This window comes from Variovorax sp. HJSM1_2, from assembly GCF_049316285.1.
Classification (GTDB): domain Bacteria; phylum Pseudomonadota; class Gammaproteobacteria; order Burkholderiales; family Burkholderiaceae_C; genus Rhodoferax_B.
The window spans coordinates 168027-183954 of record NZ_JBMOXA010000008.1 but is presented as its reverse complement, the minus strand read 5'-3'; the positions used below and the strand labels follow the sequence as shown (position 1 = coordinate 183954).

Here is a 15928-nt window from a genome sequence, read left to right as displayed (position 1 = left end):
ACATGAACTCAACCTCATGCGTTGTAGTGACCTACAATCCGAAAATCAAGAGCTTCTTGGAGGTTCTGGACAGCATATCGATCCAGTGCGACAGCATTTACATCGTTGACAACAGCGATGCAGATTTCTCACACGCGTTGCCAAAAATAGAGAATCTTGAATACATCCATCTGAATAAAAATATAGGAATTTCCGCAGCACAGAATATCGGAATTCATAAGGCGATGGAAAAAAAACAAGGTTTCATTTGGCTCAGCGATCAAGACACTCTTTATCCGCCGAGCTATCTCACAGACATGCTGGCCATGTTTGAAAATAAAAGCCTCACGCGAGTCGCTTCGGTCGCCCCAGCCTATTTCGATGTCAATAAGAATGGCATCCAAGATTTCATCAACCACGGCCCCTTTACCCAGCGCTTGACACCGAAGCCGGGTGTCAATCTGATTTCGCACGCCATTGCCTCGGGCATGATCATTCCGACAGAGGTGTTGAAAGTGGTCGGGCCAATGCAGGAAGATCTGTTCATCGACTGGGTCGACTTGGAGTGGTGTTGGCGGGCGAAATATCGATTCGGGTACCAAAACATTGGCAACGGCAACGTCGTCATCAAACACACCATGGGTGACAATTCCGTTGCTTTCTTGGGAAAGAAGGTGAGCTTCAGAGGGGCGACGCGTCACTACTACATGATTCGCAACGCCTTCCACTTGGCCTTGCACTCTCGATCTGCTGGCCCAGCCATTCGCGTTGAGATCTTCTTCAAAGCACTTGCGTGGACCATCATTTTTCCACTGCTCGCCTCAGAAGATAGAAGCAAGCATTTCAACGCCACGTTGCGTGGCATGTGGGATGGCATACGCAACAAGCTTGGCCCAATGAAAAGTTAGTCCGGTGAGCCAGAACCTATCCTCGCAACCGATTGCGGCGCTGCCAAACATTTTGATCGTGCTCGCTGCGTTCAATGGCACGGCTTACCTACGCGAGCAGATCCAATCGATATTGGACCAACGAGGCGTGCAGGTGCACATTGTGTTGAGTGTGGACCGCTCGACCGACGGCACAGAAGCGCTTGTGGAGACGCTGGTGCAAGAAGATCATCGCATCACCACACTCCCCTTCGCTCAGGTGTTTGGCGGAGCAGCACCAAACTTCTTCCATTTGCTACGCGAGGTTGACCTCAACGGCTACGACTACCTGGCTTTCGCCGACCAAGACGACATCTGGTTGCCTGAAAAGCTACAGCGTGCGCATCAACGTTTGACGGAGACGGGTGCTGCCGGCTACTCCAGCAATGTGATTGCGTTCTGGCCATCCGGCAAGCAAGTGGTGGTGCAGAAGGCGCTGCCCCAAAAACAGTGGGATTTCTTGTTTGAGGGGCCGGGGCCGGGGTGCACGTTTGTGCTGAGCAGTGCACTGGCACACGCCTGTCAAACACTCGCGCGCCAGCAGACAGAGTCGCTATCGCCAGTGGTTTTTCACGACTGGTTCCTCTATGCTTTTGCACGTGCGAAAGGCTACCAGTGGGTGATTGATCCACAGCCTGGCATGCGCTACCGGCAACACGGCGACAACCAAGTCGGCGTGAATTCTGGGTTGAAACCATTGCTGCGCCGCGTGGCCAAAATTGGCAATGGTTGGGGCTTTGCGCAAGCGTGCCTGACGGCCGAGTTGGTAGGACTGGCCTCCGATTCCTTTGTTTCCTCATGGATTTGCGGGCAAAGGTTGGGGCTGCTGCGTTTAGCGCTGCACAGCGCGCAATGCAGGCGCCGCACGGGCGACCGCCTGCTGTTTGTGTTTTCCTGTCTTTGGATGGCGCTGTATTTGCCGAGTCGGAAGCACAGGTCGTGACGCGCTGCCTGATCACGGGGGCCTCAGGCTTCATCGGCTCGGCGCTCACCAACGCACTACAACAGGCGCCAGGCTACCAACTGAAGCTCGTCGGCCGTCAATTGAAGGCGCTCCCTCAAGAACCTCACCTCCAAGCAATCAAAATCGATGCGATCAACGGAGGTACCGAGTGGGCTGCGGCAGTGGAAAACATTGACGTAGTGGTCCACGCTGCAGCTCGCGTCCACGTAATGCAAGAAACCGCACAAGATGCACTCGCGGCATTCCGCAGCACCAATACCGAAGGTACTCTTCGCCTGGCACTACAAGCGGCTGACGCGGGCGTGCACCGCTTTGTCTTTTTGAGCTCAATTGGTGTACTGGGCAATGGTGGCAACACCGTCTACACGGAGCAAAGTGATCCAACCCCAACCACGCCCTACGCCGTTTCCAAATGCGAAGCCGAAGATGGCCTGCGTAAAATCGCCGAACATACCGGCATGGAAGTGGTCATCATTCGCCCGCCGCTGGTGTATGGCCCTCGTGCACCTGGTAACTTCGGCCGACTCGCGAATCTGGTTCAGCGCGGCACCCCCCTCCCCTTGGGTGGCGTGCAAAACCTACGCAGCTTGGTGAGCATCGAAAACCTGGTGGACTTCATCAAAACTTGCATGCTGCACCCCGCCGCCGGCAACCAAACATTTTTGGTGAGCGATGGAGACGATCTTTCCACCCCCGCTCTGGTGCGACGCATGGCGCGGGCAATGGGCACCAACGCCCCGCTGTTCAAGCTGCCGCTACCGGTTCTTCATCTAGCCGCGAGCTTGGTGGGCAAGAGGTCAATGCTGCAGCAGTTGACGGGTAGCCTCCAGGTTGATTGCCGCAAAGCCAACACCCGGCTAGGCTGGACCGCCCCGTATTCGGTCGACGAAAGCTTACGGCGCACTTTTCAAAAACCAACCACACCATGAAGCGCTTTCTTGATTTTCTGTTGGCCGTGCTGGCCTGCACGGTACTGCTAATTCCCATTGTTATCGTCGCCGTGGCCGTCAAACTCACCTCCCCCGGCCCCGTCCTCTACTGGTCCGACCGCGTAGGCCGGCACAACCGTATCTTCCGCATGCCCAAGTTCCGCAGCATGCGCACCGATACACCCGAGGTGGCCACACACCTGCTGGCCAGGCCGGAGAGCTTTCTCACGCCGATTGGCGGCTTCATCCGCAAGAGCAGCCTGGACGAATTGCCGCAGCTTTGGAGCATTCTGGTAGGCGACATGAGCTTTGTGGGGCCGCGCCCTGCGCTGTTCAACCAGCACGATTTGATTGCCCTGCGCAGCGAGCGCGCAGTGCACACGCTGCTGCCGGGGCTTACCGGCTGGGCGCAGATCAATGGGCGTGACGACGTGCCGATCCCGCAAAAGGTGGAAATGGATGCCTACTACCTGAAGCACCAAAGCCTGTGGCTGGACATACACATCCTGTGGCGCACCTTCTTCAAGGTGCTGCGGCGCGACGGCATCACACACTAGCCAGACGCGCGCAGGACACTAGATTTCCGCGCGCAGCCACGCAGCCGCCGCGGAAAACTTAAAATGGCGGGTTTCCGCGCCTGGCCCCTTCGGGCGCTGGCATTTGCCACTCCCAAAACTCCCAAGATATGTCCGACCAAACCCCTACCCCAGCCCCGCAAGACGAAAACAAGCTGATCGCCGAACGCCGCGAAAAACTCAAGGCGATTCGCCAACGGCAGGCCGAAGGGCAAGGGGTGGCGTTTCCGAACGACTTCAAACCGGCTGACCGCGCCGCGCAATTGCACGCTACCCACGCCGAGCAAACCGCCGAAGAGTTGGTGGCCGCGGGCGCCACGGCCTCGGTGGCCGGCCGCATGATGCTCAAGCGCGTGATGGGCAAGGCCAGCTTTGCGTCGCTGCAGGACAGCACCGGCCGCATCCAGATCTACGTGTCGCGCGACGACGTGGGGGAAGAAACCTACGCATTGTTCAAGCACTGGGACCTGGGCGACATCGTGGCCGCCGAGGGCCGCATGTTCCGCACCAAGACCGGCGAGCTGTCTATCCACGCCACCAGCGTGCGCCTGCTCACCAAGAGCCTGCGCCCGCTGCCCGACAAGTTCCACGGCATGGCCGACCAGGAGCAAAAGTACCGCCAGCGTTATGTCGACCTGATCACCGACGAGTCGGCACGCCAGCGTTTTGCGGCCCGCAGCAAGGCCGTGAGCGCGCTGCGCGAATTCATGGTGGGCAACGGCTTTCTGGAAGTGGAAACGCCTATGCTGCACCCCATTCCCGGCGGCGCCAACGCCAAGCCGTTCAAGACGCACCACAATGCGCTCGACCAGGAAATGTTCTTGCGCATCGCACCCGAGCTGTACTTGAAGCGGCTGATCGTGGGCGGCTTTGAGCGCGTGTTTGAAATCAACCGCAGCTACCGCAACGAAGGCATCTCGGTGCGCCACAACCCCGAGTTCACCATGATGGAGTTCTACGCGGCCTACTGGAACTACCAGGACCTGATGAACTTCACCGAAACCCTGATCCGTGATGCCGCGCTGAAGGCTACCGGCTCGCTGCAACTCACCTATGCCGACAAAGCTGTCGACTTGAGCCAGCCGTTCGAGCGCCTGACGATTGTCGAAGCCATCCAGAAGTACACCGACGCCGGTGACAACGTGACAAACGCCGAGTGGCTGACCAACGCGCTGAAGAAGCTGGGCTTGAACGAGGCCAAGAACAAGCTTTCGACGCGCAGCCTGGCCAGCCTGCAGGTGTTGTACTTTGAAGAAACCGTGGAAGAAAAGCTCTGGCAGCCCACCTTCATCATGGAACACCCGACCGAAATCTCGCCCCTGGCGCGCGCCAACGACAGCCGCCCCGAAGTGACCGAGCGTTTTGAGCTGTACATCACCGGCCGCGAATTCGGCAACGGCTTCTCGGAGCTGAACGACGCCGAAGACCAGGCCGCGCGCTTCAACGCGCAGGTGGAAGCCAAGGACAGCGGTGACGACGAAGCCATGTATTACGACCACGACTTTGTGCGCGCACTGGAATACGGCATGCCCCCCACCGGCGGCTGCGGCATAGGCATCGACCGCCTGATGATGTTGCTGACCGACAGCGCCAGCATCCGCGACGTGATCCTGTTCCCCGCGCTGCGCCGCGAAGTACAGTAACTGCTGACCGCTTAAAACCATGAACAAAGGGGTGCTGCGGCACCCCTGCTTATTTCCCATGCGCAAGGTTCAAAACTACATCCCCGAATGGCTGCACGAGTGGCTGGACATCGTTGTGCCCGGCCTGCAGATCCTGATGATCATGGTGCTGGCCACCGTGGTACACCACACCATACGCCACATCCTCAAGCGCGTAGCCGAGCGTTACCAGTGGCCGCAGGAGTTGATGGTGCCCATACTGGGCGTGCTGCGCTGGGTGATACGCGCAGGCGCGTTCCTGATGATCCTGGAGCGCCTGGGCGTGTCGGCGGCGGTGTTGTGGACCGCCTTCTCCAGCTTCGCGGCCGTGGGTGCGGTGGCGTTTTTTGCGGTGTGGAGTGTGCTGTCCAACTTCTACTGCGCGCTGCTGATCTTCACCATGCGGCCATTCCGCCTGGGCGACTACATCGAGCTGATAGACAGTGGCGAGAAACCAGGCATCCGCGGCCAGGTCATCGAGATCAACATGCTCTACACCGTGCTGCAGGACTTCGATTCACCCGAAAAGGATGCCTGGCTGCAAATCCCCAACACGCTGATCTTCCAGCGCGTGGTGCGCCATTGGCGCACGGCGCCACAGCACCGGCAACCGCTGCCGCACGCGCTGCCGCCCACCGCTGCAGGCACCGCGACTGACGCGGCGATCCCCGCAGCGGCGACTGCGCCTTCAACGCATTCAGGGAAGTAAGTCCAGAGCCTGCATGTAGGCGGGCTGCACCATCAGGTCGTCCCAGGGCTGGGGCGCGGTTTCAGGCAACAAGGCCTGGCGGCGCGCCTCGCTGGCCTCCAGCGCTTGCCAGCGGCCATTGGCCTGTGCCTGGGCCAGACCGTCGAGCAATTCATCCACCGCCTGGCCGTCACCCAGACTCTGGTTGCACAGCAGCACCATGTCGCAGCCTGCGGCCAGGGCCAGCACGGCGGCATCGGTGTAGCTCAGCACTTGGCCGTCGAGGCGGCGCGCGGCCTCCATGCTCAGGTCGTCGCTGAAGATGGCGCCATCAAAACGCATCTGGCGGCGCAGGATGTCTTGCAGCCAACGTGCCGAAAAGCCCGCCGGGCGCATATCCACCTTGGGGTAGATCACATGCGCTGGCATCACGCTGGTGAGCGTGCTCGACAACCACGGGTACGGCGCCGCGTCGTCGGCCAGGATGGCTTTCAAACTGCGCTTGTCCACCGGGATGTCAGTGTGCGAATCGGCCTTGACGAAGCCATGCCCCGGGAAGTGTTTGCCGCAATTGGCCATGCCGGCCTGCAGCAGGCCGTGCATCAGGCTCTTGGCCAGCAGCGCCACCACACGTGGGTCACGGTGGAAGGCGCGGTCGCCGATCACGCCGCTTTCGCCCCAGTCGAGGTCGAGCACCGGCGTGAAGCTGAAATCCACACCGCAGCTGCGCAGCTCGCTGCCCAGCACATAACCGGCCGCCGTGGCGGCGTTGCTGGCGCGCAGGGCACCGCTGCCAGGCACGGCCTTGGCGCCCTTGCCATCGTCCATCCAAAGCTCACCAAAGGCGCGCATGGGCGGCACATGGGTGAAACCGTCGGTACGGAAACGCTGCACGCGCCCACCTTCGTGGTCTACGCAGATCAACAGGTCGCTGCGTATGGCCTTGATGGCGCTGGTGAGCTCCAGCAACTGGTGCCGGTCTTGCCAGTTGCGGGCGAAGAGGATCACGCCGCCGGTGAGCGGGTTTTTTAGGCGGGGGCGGTCGGCGGCGGTCAGTTCCAAGCCGGCCACATCGAGGATGACGGGTGCGTGTTGGTGCATATTTTTATGAATAAAAAGTGCCACACACGCTTATATACCTAGCGTGAGCAGCTGCAAATTTGATACTAGGCAACCTTATCGACTTGTGATCGTCTTTGTTAAGGCGCTGGCTTCTCCACCACCACAAAACTGGCGGCGTAGTCGGTTTCGTCGGTCACGGTGACGTGGGCGGTCAACTGGCGCTCTTCAAACCATTCGCGCAACACACCGTGCAGCACGATGACCGGCTGGCCGCTGGGCAGGTTGTTGATCTCGCACAGCCGCCAGGTCATGGGCATGCGCATACCCATGCCTATGGCCTTGCTGAAGGCTTCCTTGGCACTGAAGCGCGTGGCGAGAAAACGCACACCGCGCTCGGGCCAGCGCGCGCCGCGTTTGCGCCAAGTGGCGAGTTCGGCCTCGCTCAGCACCTTTTCGGCAAAGCGGTCGCCGTGGCGCTCCAGGCTGGCGCGGATGCGGCGTACATCGCAGATGTCGGTACCAATGCCGTAGATCATGTGCCAACCCGCCGATCAGCCGGCAAAAGCCTGGTCGATGCAGCGCAGATAGTCGCGCACCGTGGCGGCATAACCCAGCTCCAGCGCATCGGCCACCAGCGCGTGGCCGATGGACACCTCTTGCACACCGGGGCAGGCGCGCAGGAAGTCGCTGAGGTTGCCACGGCTCAGGTCGTGGCCGGCGTTGACTCCTAAATTCAGAGCTACTGCCGCTTGTGTGGCCTGCGCAAACTGGCTCAAAACCTGTTGAAAACTGGGGGTTTCGTGGGCGCTGGCGTAGCTCTCGGTGTAAAGCTCCACGCGGTCTGCGCCCACGACTTTGGCCGCTGCCATGGCCGCTGGGTCCGGGTCCATGAACAGGCTGACACGCACACCCAGGGCCTGGCATTCGGCGATCAGCGGGCGCAGGCGTTCGGCATTGCCGCTTTGCGGCGACAAATCCCAGCCGTGGTCGCTGGTGAACTGGTCTTCGCTGTCGGGCACAAAGGTGCACTGCGTGGGCCGCATGGCGCGGATGAAGTCCATCAGGTTCTGGTAGGGGTTGCCTTCGATGTTGAACTCACGCCCAGGCCAGTTCTTCATCAGCGCGGCCAGGTCGTGCACATCGTGGGCGCGGATATGGCGCTCGTCGGGCCGCGGGTGTACGGTGATGCCGTGGGCGCCGGCTTGCAGGCACAGCTCGGCCGCACGCGTGACGCTGGGAATGCCCAGGTGGCGCGTGTTGCGCACCAGCGCGACTTTGTTGATGTTGACGGAAAGTGCGGTCTTGGCGGTGGTCATGGCAATCTCGGCAAACGGGTTCGGGGAATCAGATGTTCTGCAAATCCATCATCATGCGCCGCGTATGCAACGTGGCGACACCGCAATGGTAGTGCAGCAGGTTGCGCAATTGGGGCTTGAGGCCGGCCCCCACCTCGGCACAGGCGCGCAATGTGGCGGCGAACGGACTCCCCGTCACGGAATGGCGCGCCTCGTGGGTTTCCAGGCTGCGTTGTAATTGCAGCCATTGCGTGCCGGTCAGGCTGGCGCGGTCGTCGGCATGGCTTTGGCGCAGGCCGCCTTCGGCCACCAGGGTGTAGCGTGTTTCTGCATCCAAGGGCTGCTGCGTCATGGTCTGCACACCCAGCACCGGCAGCAAACCGGTTTCGCGCAGCAACAGCAGCTCAAACGCACGCAGGCCGGGCTCCAATAACTCGGGCAGGCCCAGCGCCAATAGCTGCACGGCGTCACCATAGGCATCGAACAAGGTGGTGTGCGGGTCGTCGCGCGCCAGCAGGCGCAGCAACAATTCGTTGAGGTACAGGCCGGAGAGCAGCGCCTCGCCTGTCGGCATCACGTGCCCGCCGACCCACTCCGCCCCCTTGAGGTTGCGGATGTCGCCCTCGCCACCGAACACCACACGCAGCGGCTGCAGCGGCAACAGAATCGGTCGAAAGTTGGAAGTCGGCCGTTTGGCACCCTTGGCCACCAGCGCGATGCGCCCCATGCCGCGCGTGAAGACGTCGAGGATCAGGCTGGACTCGCTCCAATCGTAGCGGTGCAGCACAAAGGCGGCTTCTTCATGGACGCGCTGTTTGGCGGCCATTAACGCAGTTCCTCGTTAAGGAACTGGCGTTTAAGCAAAGTCAAAAAGACTCGGGGAGTCACTCGTAGCCGAAAGAACGTACGCGCGCTTCGTCGTCGGCCCAACCGGAGCGCACCTTCACCCACAGTTCGATGAACACCTTGCAGTCGAGCGCGCGCTCCAGGTCTACACGGGTTTCGGTGCCGATGCGTTTGATACGTTCACCCTTGTCGCCAATGATCATGGCCTTGTGGCCGTCGCGCTCGACGATGATGGTGGCGGCAATGCGCAGCAGGCGTTTCTGCCCAGCCTTTTGCGGCGGCTCTTCTTCGAACTTGTCGATGACAATGGTCGAGGTATAGGGCAACTCGTCGCCCGTCAGGCGGAACAGCTTTTCGCGCACGGTCTCGGACGCAAGGAACTTCTCGCTGCGGTCGGTCAGCTCGTCGGCGGCATACCACCAGGCTTGCGCGGGCATGTATTTGCCGCAGATGTCGAACAGGCGCTCGATGTCTTTGGCATTTTTCGCCGACATGGGCACGAACTCGGCAAACGGGTGGCGCTCCTGCATGCTTTGCAGCCAGGGCGCGATGTCGGCACGGCGGTGCACGTTGTCGAACTTGTTGGCGATCAGCAGGACCGGTGCATCGCCCTTCAGCAGCTCCAGCACCTTGGCGTCGGCTGGTGTAAAGCTGCCCGCCTCGACCACAAACAACACCAGGTCCACATCACCCACGGCACCCTTGACGGTTTTGTTGAGCGAGCGGTTGAGCGCGTTGTTGTGCAGGGTTTGAAAGCCCGGCGTGTCGACAAACACAAACTGCGTGTTGCCACGCGTGCGCATGCCGGTGATGCGGTGGCGCGTGGTCTGCGCCTTGCGCGAGGTGATGCTGATCTTTTGCCCCACCAGCGCGTTCAGCAGTGTGGACTTGCCGACGTTGGGCTTGCCGACAATGGCGACCAGGCCGCAGTGCGGATCGGCCCGCAGCGTGGCGGCGTCTGCCGGCTTCTTCAGCGCCGCAAGCATGCCTTCCAGACTGGCGGCGTTGTCTTCGGGTTCAGGAGTTTGCCCTTCAGGCGTGGAGGTATTGGTTGCGGTCATAAGAGGCCTTCACGGCTGAATTCGAAGCAAAAGGGCGCTGAAGCCAATACGGCTTCAACGCTTGGCATGGAGTTTGGCCAGCATGGCCACGGCGGCGGCGGTTTCGCCCGCACGGCGCGAGCCGCCAATGCCGCGCTCGGTCAAACCCAGCTCGGCGATGGCGCATTCGACGTCGAAGGTCTGCCGATGGGCTGCACCCAACACACTGACCACGCGGTACACAGGCACCTTCATCTTGCGCCCTTGCAGCCACTCTTGCAACTCGGTTTTGGCGTCCTTGGAAGATGCGGCCAAGGCCGCATTGATCTCTACACGCTCAAAAATGCGGTGCACCAGGCCTTCGGCGGCAACATAACCGGCGTCAAGGTAAACGGCGCCAATCACGGCTTCCAGTGCATCGGCCAGGATGGACGGGCGCTTGTGGCCACCCGAGCGCATTTCGCCCTCACCCAGGCGTAACACGTCGGGCAGGCCGAGTTCTACGGACAAGGGGTGCAGGGTGTCCTGCTTGACCAGGCTGGCGCGCACACGCGACAAGTCGCCTTCGGGCAGCGCACTCAGGCGCGCGTAGAGCAGGCTGGCGACAGCGAGGTTCAGAACCGAGTCGCCGAGGAATTCAAGCCGCTCGTTGTGGTCCGCTGAAAAGCTGCGGTGCGTGGTGGCACGCTCCAGCAGCTTGGGATTGGAAAAAACATGTTGCAGGCGCTGCTGGAGCGCCAATAGACCATCGTTCACGCTACTTAGATCGACCTTGGTATTTGATGAGCAGGTAGGCGTTGCCGAAGAGTTCGATTTCTTTGTTATAGGCAAAAGCAACAACGACCTTGTCGCCTTCTTTGCTGATGTCTAAATCACCGGCTTTGATCGACGAGATGTTGTCGATGTTGGCGGCCTTGTCGAAGGTGGTGCGCACTTCTGCCACCGTGGTCCCTGTTTTGGCCTTCTCAACGGCTTTGAGAATGGCCTGGTATTCAATCACCGTGGGCACCACGCGTGCACCCACGACAAACAGGAAAACAACGATGGCGGCGGTCAACACCAGTCCGATAAAAGACAGGCCACGCTGCCGAGACTTCAAAGAACTCTTCATACGCAAATGTCCCCCTACCCAAATGTTGGTTTTATGGATGGCTTAGTTAAAAGCACCAATACGCTTGAGGTTGCCGAAGTTCATCCAGACGAAGAACGCTTTACCAACGATGTTCTTGTCTGGCACAAAGCCCCAGAAACGTGAATCCAGCGAATTGTCTCGGTTGTCACCCATCATGAAATAGTGGCCCGCAGGTACTTTGCAGACCACACCTTCCACGCTGTAACGACAGTTGTCTTTATATTGGAAATCGCTGGCACCGGGAACAAAGGCCGGGCGGTCCTCATCGTTCAGGATGCGGTGCGGCTTGTCACCCAGGCCGGTTTCCTCAAACTGCTTGAAGTAGCGCATGGTGTCTTCGTCGAAGAACTCGGGCACCGCAGCGGTAGCGATCACCTTGCCGTTGATCGTCAGGCGCTTGTTCAGATAGGCCACTTCGTCACCCGGAACGCCGACCACACGTTTGATGTAGTCCTGCGAAGGGTTGGGTGGGTAACGAAACACCATCACGTCACCGCGTGCAGGTGGCGTGCCTTCGGTGACCTTGGTGTTGAGCACCGGCAGGCGCACGCCGTAATGGAATTTGTTCACCAGGATCAAGTCGCCGATCAACAGCGTAGGGATCATGGAGCCCGAGGGGATCTTGAACGGCTCGAACAAAAACGAGCGCAGCAGGAACACCACCAGGATCACCGGGAACAAACCGGCCGTCCAGTCCAGCCACCAGGGCTGTGCGGTGATGCGCTCGCGCGCATCAGCCGTTGGGGTGTCGAGTTTTTCAATGCCTTGCTGGTTCAGCTCGCCGGTACGGCGCGCCACCTCGGCATCCAGCCTGGTTGCCGCCAGCTCACGCTGTGGGGCAAAGTAAAAGCGTTCGGCCAACCAGTAGATGCCGGTCACCAGGGTCGCCAGAAACAGCAGCAGTGCAAAGTTGCCTTCGAGAAAACCCATGTACCAGGCACCGGCGTAGCCCACAAAGGCCGCCAAAATGATCGAGGTCAGAAATTGCATCAGTCTTCCACTTGCAGAATGGCCAGAAACGCCTCTTGCGGCACCTCCACCGAGCCGATTTGCTTCATGCGTTTTTTACCGGCTTTTTGTTTTTCGAGGAGCTTCTTTTTGCGCGAAATATCGCCGCCATAACACTTGGCGAGCACGTTCTTGCGCAGCGCTTTGATTGTCTCACGCGCAATGATGCCCGCGCCTATGGCCGCCTGGATGGCCACGTCGTACATCTGGCGCGAAATGATCTCGCGCATCTTGCTGACCACGGCGCGGCCGCGGTACACCGACTGCGAACGGTGCACGATGATGGATAAAGCATCAACCTTCTCGCCGTTGAGCAGGATGTCGACCTTGACCACATCGGACGCGCGGTACTCCTTGAACTCGTAATCCATGGACGCGTAACCGCGGCTCACGGATTTGAGCTTGTCAAAGAAGTCGAGCACGATCTCGCCCAGCGGCATTTCGTAGGTCAGCACCACCTGGCGGCCCTTGTAGGCCATGTTCATCTGCACGCCGCGCTTCTGGTTGGCCAGCGTCATCACCACACCCACGTACTCCTGCGGCATGTAGAGGTGCACGGTGACGATGGGTTCACGGATCTCGGCCATCTTGCCGGTGTCGGGCATCTTCGATGGGTTCTCCACCATCAGCACTTCACCGTCGTTCTTCACCACCTGGTAAACCACGCTGGGTGCGGTGGTGATCAGGTCCTGGTCGAACTCGCGCTCCAGGCGCTCTTGCACAATTTCCATGTGCAGCAGACCGAGGAAGCCGCAGCGGAAGCCGAAGCCCAGCGCCTGGCTGACTTCGGGCTCGTAGTGCAGCGATGCATCGTTGAGCTTGAGCTTCTCGAGTGCGTCACGCAGCGAGTCGTATTCGCTGGCTTCGGTGGGGTACAGGCCGGCAAACACCTGCGGCTGGATTTCCTTAAAGCCAGGCAGCGCCTCTTCGGCCGGGCCGAGGTTGTTCGGCAGCTTCTTTTCCAAGGTGACGGTGTCACCCACCTTGGCGGCTTGCAGCTCTTTGATGCCAGCGATGATGTAGCCCACCTCACCCGCTTCCAGCGAGGCACGCGGCTGGTTGGCAGGCGTGAACACGCCCAGGTTGTCGGCGTTGTAGGCCGCGCCTGTGGCCATCATCTTGAAGCGTTCGCCCTTGCCCAAGCGGCCATCGACCACACGCACCAACATCACCACACCAACGTAGGGATCGAACCAACTGTCGATGATCATCGCGCGCAGCGGCGCGTCAGGATTGCCACGTGGTGCAGGCACCTGCGCCACCACGGCTTCCAGGATTTCATCTATGCCCATGCCGCTCTTCGCAGAGCATGGAATCGCGTCGGTGGCATCGATGCCAATCACGTCTTCAATCTCGGCGCGTGCGTTGTCCGGATCTGCGTTGGGCAAGTCCATCTTGTTGAGCACAGGCAGCACTTCCACACCGAGGTCCAATGCGGTGTAGCAGTTGGCCACGGTCTGTGCTTCAACACCTTGTGATGCATCGACGACGAGCAGTGCACCTTCGCATGCCGACAACGAACGACTCACCTCATACGAGAAGTCGACGTGGCCCGGTGTGTCGATCAAGTTGAGGTTGTAGACCTGACCATCTTTGGCTTTGTATTGCAGCGCTGCGGTCTGCGCCTTGATAGTTATCCCACGTTCTTTTTCGATGTCCATCGAATCGAGAACCTGGGCCTCCATCTCGCGCTCGGCGAGACCGCCGCAGCGCTGGATCAATCGATCGGCCAACGTTGACTTGCCATGGTCAATGTGCGCGATGATGGAAAAATTTCTGATGTGATTCATCAACGAGAAGCTTTAAGTAATTGAATTTAATGAACACGTAAACGAAAAAAGGGCGCGTTTGGTAGAACGCGCCCTGAACCAACAATCTTTGGCAACTGCGATAGTTGGAACTTCATTGTAGGCAAAAAGGCTGATTCGCAAACCCCAACCCAGACCGGCCAGGCATCGTTGCAGTGTCACAACATGCATTTTATACACAACTTATACACAGCAACGGTGGATAGATATCTGGACAACTTGTGGGTGAACTGTGGATCACCTGTGCTCGACCGCATTCTGTCTCGCATGGTGGTTTTCACAAAACTCGATATGCCCAGAATGACTAGAGCAAGGCCTTGATTCTATACAAATTCGTCATAAGCCTTTTTAACAAGTTAGCAAGCACCAACACACCAACACCAAATTTAGCCCCGAATAATTTGTTACGACGCCCCAAAACCCTGGCAAATACCCCTTTGAAACCACCCAAAACCCGAGCTTCAGCCAGGGGCTTTGGGGGCATTCGGGAAGCGGTTGAGACCTTTAGCGACTGTCGGTCTGGGCCTACTTGGTGGGGCGAATGACGGCGTACTGTGCCCAGTCGCCACGTCGCACCAACACATTCACAGGCTTGGTTTTATCGGCCTTGGCGAGCGCGGCTTCAAACTCTTTGACACTGGCCACCTCGGTATTGGCAATGGCCAGAATCACGTCGCCTTCGCGCACACCGGCGCGCGCAGCACCTTCCACGGCAGCTTCCACCTTCACGCCGCCCTTGACCTTCAGCTCCTTTTTCTGCGCATCGTTCAGGTCGCTGACCGTCAGCCCCAGCACTTGGCCCGCCGCAGACGACTTGCTCGGCTTGTCTTCTTTGGCGGCCGCTTTCTTCACCGGCTTATCGGCTTCGACCTCGGCAATCGTCAGGCTCAAATCCTTGGTTGCACCGCGGCGGAACACGGTCACCGTGCTCTTGCTGCCGGGCTTGGTGTTGCCCACCATACGCGGCAGATCAGAGAACTTGTCGATCGCCTTGCCGTCAAACTTGACCACGATGTCACCCGCCTCTACACCGGCCTTTTCGGCAGGTGAGCCAGGCTCCACGCCGCTGACCAAGGCACCTTGCGGTTTACCCAGGCCGATCGACTCAGCCACATCCTTGGAAACTGGGCCGATCTGCACACCGATACGTCCACGCGACACCTTGCCGGTGGTGCGCAGTTGCTCGCTGATGCGCGTGGCCTCATCGATAGGGATCGCAAACGAGATGCCCATGAAACCACCGGAGCGTGAATAGATTTGGCTGTTGATGCCCACCACTTCACCACGCATATTGATCAGCGGGCCACCCGAGTTGCCGGGGTTGATGGCCACGTCGGTCTGAATGAACGGCAGGTAGTCGCCGGTGTCGCGCTGCTTGGCACTGACGATGCCGGCGGTGACGGTGTTCTCCAGCCCAAACGGCGAACCAATGGCCATCACCCATTCACCAACCTTCAAGCGGCCTATGTCGCCGATTTTCACCGCGGGCAGGCCGCTGGCTTCGATCTTGACGACGGCCACGTCGGTACGTTTGTCGCTGCCTATGATCTTGGCCTTGAACTCACGCTTATCGGTCAAGGTGACCAGCACTTCGTCGGCGCCCTCGACCACGTGGGCATTGGTCATGATCAAACCATCGCTGCTGAGAATAAAACCCGAGCCGACACCACGCGGCTGCTCTTCATCCGGCTGCTGGCGTGGCGTGCGCGGCCCTTGCTGGCGCGGCCCGTTCGGCGTATTCGGAATCGGCACACCAAAACGCCGGAAGAACTCCAGCATCTCTTCGTCCATGCCATCGGTGTCATTCTTGGCGGACACTTTCTCCAGCGTCCGGATGTTGACCACCGAAGGCCCGACCTGCTCCACCAGGTCGGTGAAGTCCGGCAACACCCGCGTTTGCGCGCTGACGGCTTGCACGGGTGCCAGCGTCAGGCCGGCCGTGCTGGCCATGGCGCAGGCCAGAGCCAACACACGCAGTTTTTTGGTATGAGCTTGCAGCAACATCTTCTCGCCTA

At 59.7% G+C, this 15928-nt stretch carries 16 protein-coding genes; 6 read left to right on the top strand and 10 right to left on the bottom strand.

Going from position 1 to position 15928, the window contains the following annotated elements; all coding sequences use genetic code 11:
- The first annotated feature begins 2 nt into the window (after window positions 1-2).
- The 6 genes from ACFQ95_RS11440 (at window position 3) to ACFQ95_RS11415 (ending at window position 5743) form a co-directional block, all read left to right on the top strand.
- Complete coding sequence (locus ACFQ95_RS11440; protein WP_422831031.1) at window positions 3-887, top strand: glycosyltransferase family 2 protein; 885 nt, start codon at window positions 3-5, stop codon at window positions 885-887.
- 4 nt (window positions 888-891) lie between these two features.
- Window positions 892-1848 carry a glycosyltransferase gene (locus ACFQ95_RS11435; protein WP_422831029.1) on the top strand — a complete coding sequence of 319 codons (957 nt, stop codon included), beginning with the start codon at window positions 892-894 and terminating at the stop codon, window positions 1846-1848.
- Entirely contained in the window at window positions 1758-2798 is a 1041-nt protein-coding gene (locus tag ACFQ95_RS11430) for an NAD-dependent epimerase/dehydratase family protein (protein ID WP_422831028.1), read from the top strand. The genes ACFQ95_RS11435 and ACFQ95_RS11430 overlap by 91 nt, the downstream gene beginning before the upstream one ends.
- Complete coding sequence (locus ACFQ95_RS11425; protein ID WP_422831027.1) at window positions 2795-3355, top strand: sugar transferase; 561 nt, start codon at window positions 2795-2797, stop codon at window positions 3353-3355. The genes ACFQ95_RS11430 and ACFQ95_RS11425 overlap by 4 nt, the downstream gene beginning before the upstream one ends.
- Before the next feature lie 128 nt (window positions 3356-3483).
- Window positions 3484-5016 carry a lysine--tRNA ligase gene (gene lysS / locus ACFQ95_RS11420; RefSeq protein WP_422831025.1) on the top strand — a complete coding sequence of 511 codons (1533 nt, stop codon included), beginning with the start codon at window positions 3484-3486 and terminating at the stop codon, window positions 5014-5016.
- 58 nt (window positions 5017-5074) lie between these two features.
- Window positions 5075-5743, top strand: a complete 669-nt coding sequence (locus ACFQ95_RS11415; protein ID WP_422831024.1) for a mechanosensitive ion channel domain-containing protein — start codon at window positions 5075-5077, stop codon at window positions 5741-5743.
- On the opposite strand, the gene nagZ is transcribed toward ACFQ95_RS11415, so the two are convergent.
- The 10 genes from nagZ to ACFQ95_RS11365 form a co-directional block, all read right to left on the bottom strand.
- Complete coding sequence (nagZ, locus tag ACFQ95_RS11410) at window positions 5732-6823, bottom strand: beta-N-acetylhexosaminidase (protein WP_422831023.1); 1092 nt, start codon at window positions 6821-6823, stop codon at window positions 5732-5734. The two genes, ACFQ95_RS11415 and nagZ, sit on opposite strands and share 12 nt — an antisense overlap.
- 98 nt (window positions 6824-6921) lie before the next feature.
- Window positions 6922-7320, bottom strand: a complete 399-nt coding sequence (acpS, locus tag ACFQ95_RS11405) for a holo-ACP synthase (RefSeq protein WP_422831021.1) — start codon at window positions 7318-7320, stop codon at window positions 6922-6924.
- A 15-nt stretch (window positions 7321-7335) separates the two neighbouring features.
- The gene (locus ACFQ95_RS11400) at window positions 7336-8100 is read right to left on the bottom strand and encodes a pyridoxine 5'-phosphate synthase (protein ID WP_422831019.1); all 765 of its coding nucleotides are present in this window, start codon (window positions 8098-8100) and stop codon (window positions 7336-7338) included.
- Window positions 8101-8128: 28 nt separating this feature from the next.
- Complete coding sequence (recO, locus tag ACFQ95_RS11395) at window positions 8129-8905, bottom strand: DNA repair protein RecO (protein WP_422831018.1); 777 nt, start codon at window positions 8903-8905, stop codon at window positions 8129-8131.
- Window positions 8906-8963: 58 nt separating this feature from the next.
- Complete coding sequence (gene era / locus ACFQ95_RS11390; RefSeq protein WP_422831127.1) at window positions 8964-9911, bottom strand: GTPase Era; 948 nt, start codon at window positions 9909-9911, stop codon at window positions 8964-8966.
- A gap of 129 nt (window positions 9912-10040) precedes the next feature.
- Window positions 10041-10721 (bottom strand): ribonuclease III, encoded by a 681-nt coding sequence (gene rnc, locus ACFQ95_RS11385; protein ID WP_422831016.1) that lies wholly within the window; start codon window positions 10719-10721, stop codon window positions 10041-10043.
- A gap of 1 nt (window position 10722) precedes the next feature.
- The gene (locus ACFQ95_RS11380) at window positions 10723-11076 is read right to left on the bottom strand and encodes a DUF4845 domain-containing protein (RefSeq protein ID WP_422831015.1); all 354 of its coding nucleotides are present in this window, start codon (window positions 11074-11076) and stop codon (window positions 10723-10725) included.
- 42 nt (window positions 11077-11118) lie between these two features.
- Window positions 11119-12087, bottom strand: a complete 969-nt coding sequence (lepB, locus tag ACFQ95_RS11375; RefSeq protein ID WP_422831013.1) for a signal peptidase I — start codon at window positions 12085-12087, stop codon at window positions 11119-11121.
- Window positions 12087-13895, bottom strand: a complete 1809-nt coding sequence (gene lepA / locus ACFQ95_RS11370; protein WP_422831011.1) for a translation elongation factor 4 — start codon at window positions 13893-13895, stop codon at window positions 12087-12089. The genes lepB and lepA overlap by 1 nt, the downstream gene beginning before the upstream one ends.
- Before the next feature lie 543 nt (window positions 13896-14438).
- Window positions 14439-15917: a DegQ family serine endoprotease gene (locus ACFQ95_RS11365; protein WP_422831009.1), complete on the bottom strand. Its 1479-nt coding sequence runs from the start codon at window positions 15915-15917 to the stop codon at window positions 14439-14441.
- Window positions 15918-15928: the final 11 nt, after the last annotated feature.

What these genes read in the sequence shown, in the direction of transcription:
- nagZ (WP_422831023.1), bottom strand. Translation starts at nt 6,823, where the DNA reads ATGCACCAACACGCACCCGTCATCCTCGATGTGGCCGGCTTGGAACTG.
- lepA (WP_422831011.1), bottom strand. Translation starts at nt 13,895, where the DNA reads ATGAATCACATCAGAAATTTTTCCATCATCGCGCACATTGACCATGGC.
- ACFQ95_RS11365 (WP_422831009.1), bottom strand. Translation starts at nt 15,917, where the DNA reads ATGTTGCTGCAAGCTCATACCAAAAAACTGCGTGTGTTGGCTCTGGCC.
- ACFQ95_RS11425 (WP_422831027.1), top strand. Translation starts at nt 2,795, where the DNA reads ATGAAGCGCTTTCTTGATTTTCTGTTGGCCGTGCTGGCCTGCACGGTA.
- lepB (WP_422831013.1), bottom strand. Translation starts at nt 12,087, where the DNA reads ATGCAATTTCTGACCTCGATCATTTTGGCGGCCTTTGTGGGCTACGCC.
- lysS (WP_422831025.1), top strand. Translation starts at nt 3,484, where the DNA reads ATGTCCGACCAAACCCCTACCCCAGCCCCGCAAGACGAAAACAAGCTG.
- ACFQ95_RS11440 (WP_422831031.1), top strand. Translation starts at nt 3, where the DNA reads ATGAACTCAACCTCATGCGTTGTAGTGACCTACAATCCGAAAATCAAG.
- acpS (WP_422831021.1), bottom strand. Translation starts at nt 7,320, where the DNA reads ATGATCTACGGCATTGGTACCGACATCTGCGATGTACGCCGCATCCGC.
- ACFQ95_RS11415 (WP_422831024.1), top strand. Translation starts at nt 5,075, where the DNA reads ATGCGCAAGGTTCAAAACTACATCCCCGAATGGCTGCACGAGTGGCTG.
- era (WP_422831127.1), bottom strand. Translation starts at nt 9,911, where the DNA reads ATGCTTGCGGCGCTGAAGAAGCCGGCAGACGCCGCCACGCTGCGGGCC.
- ACFQ95_RS11430 (WP_422831028.1), top strand. Translation starts at nt 1,758, where the DNA reads ATGCAGGCGCCGCACGGGCGACCGCCTGCTGTTTGTGTTTTCCTGTCT.
- ACFQ95_RS11380 (WP_422831015.1), bottom strand. Translation starts at nt 11,076, where the DNA reads ATGAAGAGTTCTTTGAAGTCTCGGCAGCGTGGCCTGTCTTTTATCGGA.
- ACFQ95_RS11400 (WP_422831019.1), bottom strand. Translation starts at nt 8,100, where the DNA reads ATGACCACCGCCAAGACCGCACTTTCCGTCAACATCAACAAAGTCGCG.
- recO (WP_422831018.1), bottom strand. Translation starts at nt 8,905, where the DNA reads ATGGCCGCCAAACAGCGCGTCCATGAAGAAGCCGCCTTTGTGCTGCAC.